Below are 10,618 nucleotides of genomic sequence, written 5' to 3'. Positions count from 1 at the left end.
CACAACTCCTTTGGAAAATGTGTTTTGGCGATTACATTTTACCAGAGTTTTGTCACTGTCTCATTTTTTTGTTCAAAAAAATTGGTGCTGGTTTTTACTCACCAACACCAAATATTATAGAGCCAAAATATAAATAGCAAATCACACAGAATCCTTCTAACCATAATTTGTATACGTCAAATTATGATTAGAAGGATGTATAAATTATTTATAAAAATTAAATAAACTTATCTACTTTATATTTTTTATCTTGCATAATTTTTTGCAGTTTAGTGGATGCGATAATATAATCCCCGGGATCAAAGATATCTTCTTCAAAAGTTAAAAACTGCAATCTTCCAAAGCTGAACATTTTTCTATTATTTATGATTTTTTTCATAAATACCATAACATTGTATCCATTCACTAGATACTCTTTTATGATATTTACAAATCGATTTAAATCCAAATTGTCATCAACATAAACATGTAGAGTTTTAGTCACAATACTCGATTCCTTAATCTTTGTTTTATCAATATAAGTTTGAATAAGAGATGACCATTTTTTATCCCATTGTGATTTAGAAAATACTTTTGAAACTTGTATAGCATTTTCTTTTATTGATTTTAATTTATCAGGATTTTCCAATAAATATTCAATACTATTTTTCAACGCATTACTATTTGGTTCAATCAACAAGCCATTAAAATTATTAATTACAAGATCTGTTAATCCACCAATCCTTGTAGCGATGATAGCATTTCCTGAAGACATAGCTTCTAAACAAGAAAGGCTAGTCCCTTCACTGTGCAATGTTGGTATTAAAACTATATCTGCAACTTCATATGCTTTGTGCATTTCTGATGGATCTAAAGAATACCATTTAATTCTTTCTTTCCAATTTTTTATCTTTTTCTCAACATGTCTCGTGTCTTCTTCAAACCCTTTTCCAACAAAATAAAAATCTACATTTTTATATTTTTTAAGGATATCATCAATTATATCTAACACCAAATACAGACCTCGGGCACCATATAATCTACGAGGATACATTATAACAATTCTATCACTATCTTTTTTGACAGGTTTAAATTCATCGGTATCTACATAGTTTGGTATATACTCCATTTTGTTTCCTAACTTAAAGTCAATTGTCTGGAACCAATTAGCCGTATTTGTATCAACTGAAACCATTTTATCAACCAAGGATGCGGATTCTATTATTTTTCTATTTTGTTCCCAAAATGTTAATGCAGACAAATTCTCATTTATTGGAGAATCCCATGCAACACCATGGCTAATTCCAATACTTGGTCTAGCAACATTTGGCCAAGCTTCAAAAAATGCAGAATAAATATTCAATAAAGCTATACCATTTTCTTCATCATAAAAAACACGATTATAGTTTTTAACATTTTCAATCGACAATTCAGTTATTTCTTTCTCTCCACGTGCTAATGATCTAACTTCTATATTTTTAAATTTCCTAGTCCAAGGGAAAGTTCCATATTGATAAATGATTAATTCAAATCCAATTGAATTTACAATTTCATTTAGGTCAATTAGATATCTTTCTGCTCCACCAGAATAGAAACTATCCCCATCTAATCCTAGGAATGTACCGGTCATTACAGCAACATGATTTGTCATATTATAATTAGCAAACACTCTTAAATTTGTGATACTATTATTAATTCTTTCTTCAACTAAATCAACTCTATTCTTCCATTGATTGTTTAAAGCAAATCTTTTTGAATTATTTTTTAATTCTTGTTTGTCTAAAGCTAGAGCTTCTTTTATAGAATTTTCAAATTCCAAATAATCTGCAGCTAAATATACACCGTAATCATCTTTATATCTTTTCATTTCATGAATCGGAGTAGAAACTACTGGCAATCCTAATGCTCTATATTCAAAATATTTAACAGGGGATACACAATCTGTTAATTCATTAACTTTAAAAGGAATTAATGCAACATCAAATAAAGAAGCGTAATCAACTAATTTACTATAGTCTACTCTGCCTAATAAACGTATATTGTCAATATTGTTAAAATGTATATCAGGAGAAACACTTCCAATAATAACAAATAACCAATCCTTATTTCTTTCTGCTAATTTATTTATAATCTCAGCGTCAAACCATTCTTCAATTGCACCAAAATAACCTATCACATTTGAATATTTTTTATCTAATAATTCATTTCTGATTAAAGTATTGTTATTTAAATCCTTAAAGTCCTCAAAATTAGTAGCATTTGGTAATAGAACCGCATCTTTTCTAATTTCTACATATTTATATAACTTCTCAGCTGAATATGTGACTATGTCAGCATTTTGTACCATTTCATTATGTGCTTCAATTGCTTTATTATCCGTATCACTGAAGAATTCTAATTTATCTAGCAAATCATACCATAATAATTTATGTGGTAAATGATCTATAAAAGCTTTTTGGCCTTGCCAAGTACATAATACAATACAGAACTTATTTTTTAGTACTGATAGTAATGCCGCTTCATTATTAATAATGAATAAGTTATTTTCATATTCTTTAATGAAAGAATCCCCATTAATATTAGAATCACAGAAAAAACATAAGTATCCTTTTTTTGCGAATTCTCTTAAAAATTGTTGTGGTCGTTGAATTGGCTCCCAATGAACTGCCGGTGGATACACTACAATTCCTTTAAACTTTTTACTTTTCAATATATCTTTTATTTTTATCGTATAGTCATCATTCGGTTGTTTTAAATAATTTTCATAATACAAATATTTTTTATTATATATAGATTCAAAATTTTCAACTTCAGGCTCAGGATGGCGCTCATACAATTCATTTGATGATAAACTATTTCTATGTTCTATGATTGTGATTAGTTCATCTAATGGGTGAGCGATTTTATTTTTTGATACATACGGTTTCCTTAACAGTTTATTATAAAACCAATTAATAAACTCTTTCTTTTCACTTACATTTCCTTTATACAAATGTATATATATGCGTTTCAATAAATTGACTAGTTTAAAATATTTTGAGCCATGTAAGTCATAGATTTTTTGCGATAACTTATTAAAAGTTATATCATTTGTTGCTATCTGTTGGTTTAATTGATTTAGATTTACATGAAGCTGATCTATTTCAGCTTTATATTGATTTAGATTTTCATATAATGTATCAATTTCTTGTTTCTTGTTTGGAAGATTAAGTAACTCATCCACTTTTTCAATTAGTTTTAGTTCTCTATTACTGATATCATTTGACAATTCATTGATTTTATCAATTAAATCACTATATTTGAGCTCTACTTCGGAATTTTTTATTGATATTTCATGTAAACTCTGTCTAACCATTCCTAACTCAATGGCTTGTCTTTCTTTTTCCTCTTTTACCCTATTCAATTCATTAGTTAAGTAAAATAATAATTTATCGTTTTTGTTAATATTGAATAAATCTAAAAAATATACAATATTGTAAGATACTAATATATCATCATTAATTAAGCCCTTACAAATATTAAGAAAATTTTCGCTCCATTTATTAACTTGCATTTTTTTATTACTGTTTAGTACTAAATTTAAATATTCATTTTTTAGTATTTTAGAACTTCTATTATCAATAACCCATCTTTGTAAACAGAAGTCTTCATTGTGATTATTCATTTTACAAATCTGCGAAATAATTTCTTTATAATTAATGGTTTTAGCATTTCTCCCAGAAAAATTAGAACGTGCTAAATTTTCAACATTATCAACATTAATAAAACCCTTTAACCCATCATATCCTACTAATAGAACAGGAACATTTTGTGCCATTGATTCTAGAGCTACTCTTCCCATACCACAAACAAAGTATGAATCCTTAATGAACTTATCTACTTCATCAGAATATCCTACCATTTCAATAAATTCATCATCTTTTGTAAATTCTTTTACATCATTATAAGAGTCCCCATCACCAATAATAATTAATTTTTTTCCAAATCCTAAATTAGTTTTTAAAAATTCTCTGAAAAACCTTATACATTCAAAAACGCCATTTATTTTATCTTTATCCAATCTAGAAATCATACTAACAAACTTACGATCGATATTATAATTATTAATATTTTTATTTACCGGTACAATGTTAGGTAATACTGTTACATCAAGAGATTCATTGTTAATATTAATTATTGACTGAACTTCTTCAGAAACAGCATATATTCTATGAGCAGATGGTAAAATAGTATCAAAGATTAAATTTCTATATATCTCTCCATATGTTGGGCTAAAATTCAATGGGCCATGAGCAGTATAAGAAAATGGTATATTTAAATAATTAGCAACTGCAGCAGCCACAATTGCAGATTTATGTGGATGAATTTGAATATAATTAATATCATTTTCCAATACAAAATCTTTTAAGACTTTAAAATGTGCTAAAACATCTGCACCAATAGTGCTAGAGAAGTTTTCAATAAATAAACTCTTCTTTATATACTTTTGAATTAAAGAAATATCAGAGTCTTTGGATGTGGCGATAAATAAATTATTATCCAATCCATTTAGAACTTCACAATGAGATAAAATATGAGTTTCTAAGCCACCCATATAAAAATGTTCTGTAACAATTAAAATGTTTTTGTTCTTCATACTCGAATCACACTTTCTCAGTTAGTTCTCGGATTTAAAAAATATTAACTTTCTATTATATCAATAGTACTATTTAAATTCGCAATACCGGTTCCTTTTAGTGGAATTTCTTCCACTTTAAATATTAGAAAGTCAGATAATTTGTCGAAATATATCATATCATTTTTCCCATCTTGTTTTGCTATAGCTACGGAAATATGATATGTACCAGCAACCAAATTTAAGTCTTGAGTAAAAGAAATTTTGTATTGTTTATTTTTCTTAAAATTCACTTTCATATTAAAATATATTGTACTTGTACCATACACTTCTATACCTTCAGTATTTTTAATTCTAATACCAACTAATATATCTTGAACATCAATAGAAGAATAAACTGTTAAAGTAATTTTACTAAATTCCCCAGAATCAAATACGTAAGATTCCTCTTGTAAGTTATTAAACATTTTAACATTTTCAATAAAGACATCTTTTTGATTTTCTTTTAATTCATTATTATTACTGCTTTCTTTATGTTTTTTTACTTCTTGATTTAAATTTTGTAGGTATTCATTTTCTTGAGAATAAAGGAGCAAATGGTATTTATCTATAATTTCTTTTGGTGAACCTTCTGCGATTAGTTTAGATTTATCTAAAAGATAAGCATAATCACATAATTGTTCAACAACACGCATTGAATGAGATACGAATAATATAGTGCAGCCTTTTTCTTTTAAACTTTCTAAATAATTGTAACATTTTCTTTGAAATTTCTCATCGCCAACTGAAAGTGCTTCATCTATAATCATAATATCTGGATCAACAAACGCTGCAACAGAAAAAGCAAGTCTAACAAACATACCACTTGAATATGTTTTTACAGGTCGATCAATAAATTCCCCTATTTCTGAAAACTCATGTATTTCGTTAAATTTCTCATCAATTTCTTTCTTACTAAGACCAAGTATTGCACCATTTAAATATACATTTTCTCGTCCGGTGAATTCAGGGTTAAACCCTGCCCCAAGCTCTAATAGTGCAGATACCCTTCCGTTTATTATTACTTCACCATGAGTAGGACTTAATGTACCTGCAATAATTTGTAAAAGCGTACTCTTACCAGATCCGTTTCTCCCTACAATACCAACAGTAGATCCTTTAGTGATATTTAAATTAATATTATTTAATGCAGTAAAGCTGCTGACTTTATTTTGGAAAAAATTCGGTGCAAGATTGTAAAGTATTTTATCAATAGGTTTTTTATATATTTTATATTCTTTGGTGACATTCTTAACTTGTATTACCACATCACTATAAGACATCTGCAAATCCTCTTTTCAATTTCCGAAATAATATAAGACTTATTATCATGAATATGTATCCACTTATAGTGAATAGAGCAAAATTAAACATATTTGGCAATTCACTTGCAAAAATTGCATTTCTAAAACCTTCAACAATATATGTTAATGGATTTAAATTCATTATTGGATGCATAAATTCTGGAACAAGGGAAATTGGATAAAAAATAGGTGTTATATAAAATAATATATTTAAAATCAGACCAACAGTGTTAGCCAAATCTCTTATGTAAACACCAATGGAAGCAACAATATATGCAAAACCTAAAGAAAAGAAACTAATTGGTAGAAAATATATCAATGAAATCAATATTCCTCCCGGATTCCAATTGGTAATAAACAGTAGGATACCAATTAATAGAACGCAAATATTAATAAGCGCATTTATTAAAGACGACAAAAAAGTAGTGAAAGGTAATATTTCTAAAGGAAATATCACTTTTTTTACATAGTTCACATTAAAAGTTATTACCATTGTTGATTTGCTAACTGTTTCACTAAAAATATTGTACATAATTAAACCTGAAAATATTATCATTGCAAATTCGAACTTATTATCGCTCTGTTCTACTCCCCATCTGGCTTTAAATACAATTGAAAATACAAATGTATAAACAGCTAACATTAATAAAGGTGTAATGAAAGACCATAAAACTCCAAGCACTGATCCTCTATATTTAGCTTCAAATTCTCTTTTAGTTAATTGCTTAATTAAGTTTCGGTGCTTCTGTATATAACTTAGCAAATATAATACACACTCACTTTCTTTATTTAATAACCTACAACTATTAGCAAGAATTATACGGTTGCATGTAATAAATACTGAATTGCCTTAGCCTTTGCCTCCCAAGTATTTTCTAATGCTTCTTTTGCTAATATATTTTGATAATCTTTATCTGTACTTAGTTTTAATGCAATATCTAATTTATTAATAAAATCATCATGATTCTCGGCAATTAATACTGATTTATACTTTCTGCATTCTTTTAGATTAGTTGTAACTATCGGCTTTCCCAAAGCCATATATTCAAATAATTTTATCGGTGAAGTCGATTCTGTAATTTGATTTAATACAAACGGAATTGTGGAGATTGAAAAATGTACTGCATACTCTGGTAGAAACTGATAGTCAATTGGACCAATTATGGTTACATTCTCAAAGTTTTCGAAACCATAATTCAATATTGAATTATCGTAATTCCAGCCTATTAGCAGTATTTCATATTCCGGCTTATTAATTGCTAATTTTATGATTAATTCGTAATCAAACCAAGAAGCAAAAGCTCCAAAATATCCAATAATCGGTTTTTTCTTATTAACAACATCTTTTATTTCTATAGGAATATTATTATGGCTATATGGGATATTGAAATGACTATAATCCACGCCATTGGTTACAAGTTCAATTTTTTTTGTTCTGTATGACAATACTTCCCGATAAAGAGTATCAGCAGAAGCAACAACTATAGTATTTTCCTCATCCTTTAAAAAGTTCTTATGCTTTTTAATTGTATAATTATTTATCTTACCAACTAATTCTTCATCCAGTTCATCTATATACTCATATAAAAAAGTACATTTTCTATTTTTAGCTAGCTTTATTATTTTTTTTAAGTTTCTTGTATCAGTAGAATACGTATGAAGAATAAATTTCTCTATATTTTTTAGAACAATATCTTGACGATTTGTAACATAACAAGAATTTTCTATTTTTTTAAATCCATTAACTTCAACACTATCCGTACAATAAAAATATAAATAACCTTGTCTAGCTAAATTTTGGGCTATATGCTGAGGACGTTGAAATAGAGGAACATTCCACGGAATAGGGGAAAGAAATACAATAATCTCTTTCCCACTATTTTCATTTAAAATGTCTTTTAAAATTTTTGTATGCAGTTTAGTATTCCTTCTTTTTTGAAAAAAGACTTTTACTTCTTCAATTATTTTTTTTAAAAACGTCATTAAGCCATATTTTTTTAAAAATCTAAAAAGTCTAGAAAAAAACATTTATTATAATTCCCCTTCAATGTCCTTATTCATTGTTAAACTATTATTTTGATATAGTTCTCTTATATTTTTTCTGTTTTGATATCTTTTTTGTTTTCATTTAGTATTTGCCCCACAAATATTCCTATAGTTATCCATGCAACACCAGATATACCAGGTAGCGAATCATTAAACATTCCCTGAACGAAATAACCCAGCGATGCTATTCCCAGTATAAAATATTGTATATCAACTTTTTTGATAAAAGCTTTAATTAAATATATCATGGTTGTTGCAAATACTAGAATTAACGAAATAAATCCAACTAAACCTGTACCATATAAAATTCCTACAAATATATTATGGGGTTTATCAACAATTTGATTTTCATCAAATAACCCCGCTCTTGCATCAATATTATAATGTGGAAAATTATACATTAACGAATCTAAGCCATAACCTAAAAGAAGTCGATCTTTTAATAAATCAAAAGTTTTTTCCCAAATATAGACGCGGCCAGTACCAGCTGCTACTGCACGCTCTGGTAACTCCGGTAATTCGAAGGTACGATCTGATGCGTAAACTCTATTAATCAATTCAAAATTTGTAGTTGATTGTGATGCTGATTCTTCTTCATATGGGTTTTTATCTATAAGAAAACCAAATGATTCAGCCCATACTTTAGGATTTTCTTTAGATAGGAAATGAAGTGTTCCTCCTGATAATACTAAAAATATAGTTAGTATTATAATACCTTTTAATTTATTATCTAATCTAAAAAGGATAATAACTATTGGTAAAAATAGAATTAGAACAGTTACAAATCCACTAGTCGATATTGACATAAACATTATAGCAATAGATAACACTGCAACTACTGTATTGATTATACTATATAACCAATTTTCACCAACTAATGCGGCTGCCAAAAATATTACTGTCATTATAGCAAACATACCGCTCATATAGTTCCATTGGTTTAATGTACCAACTAACTGTGCGCCTTCAGCTAAATTAGCTCCTTCAGGTAAAAATACAGTTACAAGTTTTTTCACCCATTCCTTTTGCATTAAATCGTTACCTGTAAAGTTCATTGTAATGATAATAAAATTAATAAATACAAAAGGATAGAGTGAATATATAATTTTATTTACTGCATTTTTTGGGTAATTAATATTCATGGCAATAAACATTAATGCAATATAGCACAACCAGCTAATCGCACCATCACTTCTGTTATATTGTCCAGCTAAAGCAATAGATATGTTCGGTGAAAATATTGTTGAAATCACAATTGAAATTGCAAATAGACCCAAAATATAATTCAATACAGTTTTTCGAATTGTACCATTCATAAAAAATAATTTGATTAGTAATAAAATGGCTGAAACAATCGTAATAATTAAAATTAATAAAAACTTATAATAAGTAAAGATGTCGCCTTTTGTTCCAGAAAAAAGAAGACTAATATTGGATACTTGAGGACTAATTACTTCTCTAACGTGAGCCAATACAATTATAGGCATAAAACCAATCAAAATAAGTAACAATCTAAATATCCATTTATCTATATTTGCCCTTGATACTCGATTTTCTTCTTCATCTACTAATATATTTATTTGTCGATCTTCTCCATAAAATAAAGTCATATGTATACCTACCTTACTATTGATTTTGAATTGAAGTAAGCAATTCAGAAACTTTTTCTTGGTATTTTGGTAATTCTTCTGGTTCCCATCCCATCTCTTTACAATGATTTAAAACAACTTTTGCATCTTCATAACGCTCTGCTTGATAAAACACTTCCCCTAATTGAAGCATAAATATAGGATCTTCTACTTTATACGGATTAATATCAAGTGTTTTTTGTAACAATATTGCAGCCTTACTGTATTCCTTATTGATTGCAGTAATTAATCCTCCCATGTGGTTTACTGCCTCTGAATTAGGTTGAGTTTTTAATAATTCATTGATATAAACCAAAGCTTCTTCATAATTCCCACTATTATACATTTGTTGCACCTGATCATACAATAATTCATTTTTTATAAACTCTTGATCTTGTTTTTTTGCCATTACATTGGCTGTAATTAAACCAACGATAATGAACCCAATCATTCCTAACAATATGTATTTTCTATGAGATTCTCTTAATTTCATATTCTCATTCCTTTTATCATTTTTCATTACAGTTAATACCTAAATTATTATACACTATTTAATTATATATTGCTTTAGTATCATTTACATATTATTGCCACCTAAATCCTTATAGTAACGATTAGTTTTTATTCAACCTTTATTCTTTAGGAATAAAAAAAGAGAACCATTTCATTTTGTGAATATAAAACTCACAAACGATGTTTCTCTAGTATTATTATACATTAAATTTTAATACTTTACTATTAACACATGTTATTAATTATTTTCTACTCCTTGTATAATGCCGTTTAGCGATACAGTTCAGCAGAGTGTTTTCATTTTACTTTTTAAAAAAATTAGTTCTAGTTTATATTCACGAACACTAAAACTAAAAAAAAACGGCTCTAATCGAGTAGGAGGGAGCGATTAACTCCCGTCCTCTCACACCACCGTACGTACGGTTCCGTATACGGCGGTTCAATTAAGATGATTGACGCAAGTCTTTATAACTTCCGTGAATAGCTGTTCTCTT

6 protein-coding genes are annotated in these 10,618 nt (G+C 27.8%); all 6 read right to left on the bottom strand.

The window, feature by feature from the left end; genetic code table 11:
• Positions 1 to 217: 217 nt before the first annotated feature.
• A complete protein-coding gene (locus HF990_RS14390) occupies positions 218 to 4,615 on the bottom strand; it encodes a glycosyltransferase (RefSeq protein WP_168412860.1) in 4,398 nt (1,465 codons plus the stop codon).
• A gap of 44 nt (positions 4,616 to 4,659) precedes the next feature.
• Positions 4,660 to 5,916, bottom strand: coding sequence for an ABC transporter ATP-binding protein (locus tag HF990_RS14385; protein ID WP_168412859.1), 1,257 nt, complete (start codon positions 5,914 to 5,916; stop codon positions 4,660 to 4,662).
• The gene (locus HF990_RS14380; protein ID WP_168412858.1) at positions 5,906 to 6,700 is read right to left on the bottom strand and encodes an ABC transporter permease; all 795 of its coding nucleotides are present in this window, start codon (positions 6,698 to 6,700) and stop codon (positions 5,906 to 5,908) included. Before HF990_RS14380 ends, HF990_RS14385 begins: the two co-directional genes overlap by 11 nt.
• A gap of 53 nt (positions 6,701 to 6,753) precedes the next feature.
• Positions 6,754 to 7,965: a glycosyltransferase gene (locus HF990_RS14375; RefSeq protein ID WP_168412857.1), complete on the bottom strand. Its 1,212-nt coding sequence runs from the start codon at positions 7,963 to 7,965 to the stop codon at positions 6,754 to 6,756.
• Between the two features lie 62 nt (positions 7,966 to 8,027).
• A complete protein-coding gene (locus HF990_RS14370) occupies positions 8,028 to 9,593 on the bottom strand; it encodes an O-antigen ligase family protein (protein WP_168412856.1) in 1,566 nt (521 codons plus the stop codon).
• Between the two features lie 16 nt (positions 9,594 to 9,609).
• Entirely contained in the window at positions 9,610 to 10,104 is a 495-nt protein-coding gene (locus HF990_RS14365; RefSeq protein ID WP_096550357.1) for a tetratricopeptide repeat protein, read from the bottom strand.
• Between the last annotated feature and the right edge of the window lie 514 nt (positions 10,105 to 10,618).

Source organism: Ureibacillus thermosphaericus, from assembly GCF_012396605.1.
Lineage (GTDB): Bacteria > Bacillota > Bacilli > Bacillales_A > Planococcaceae > Ureibacillus > Ureibacillus thermosphaericus.
The sequence above is the reverse complement of the archived record's forward strand: the minus strand, read 5'-3'. Positions and strand labels throughout refer to the sequence as shown.

Coding starts and splice junctions, on each gene's coding strand:
- HF990_RS14370 (WP_168412856.1), bottom strand. CDS start 9,593: ATGACTTTATTTTATGGAGAAGATCGACAAATAAATATATTAGTAGAT.
- HF990_RS14365 (WP_096550357.1), bottom strand. CDS start 10,104: ATGAAATTAAGAGAATCTCATAGAAAATACATATTGTTAGGAATGATT.
- HF990_RS14385 (WP_168412859.1), bottom strand. CDS start 5,916: ATGTCTTATAGTGATGTGGTAATACAAGTTAAGAATGTCACCAAAGAA.
- HF990_RS14390 (WP_168412860.1), bottom strand. CDS start 4,615: ATGAAGAACAAAAACATTTTAATTGTTACAGAACATTTTTATATGGGT.
- HF990_RS14375 (WP_168412857.1), bottom strand. CDS start 7,965: ATGTTTTTTTCTAGACTTTTTAGATTTTTAAAAAAATATGGCTTAATG.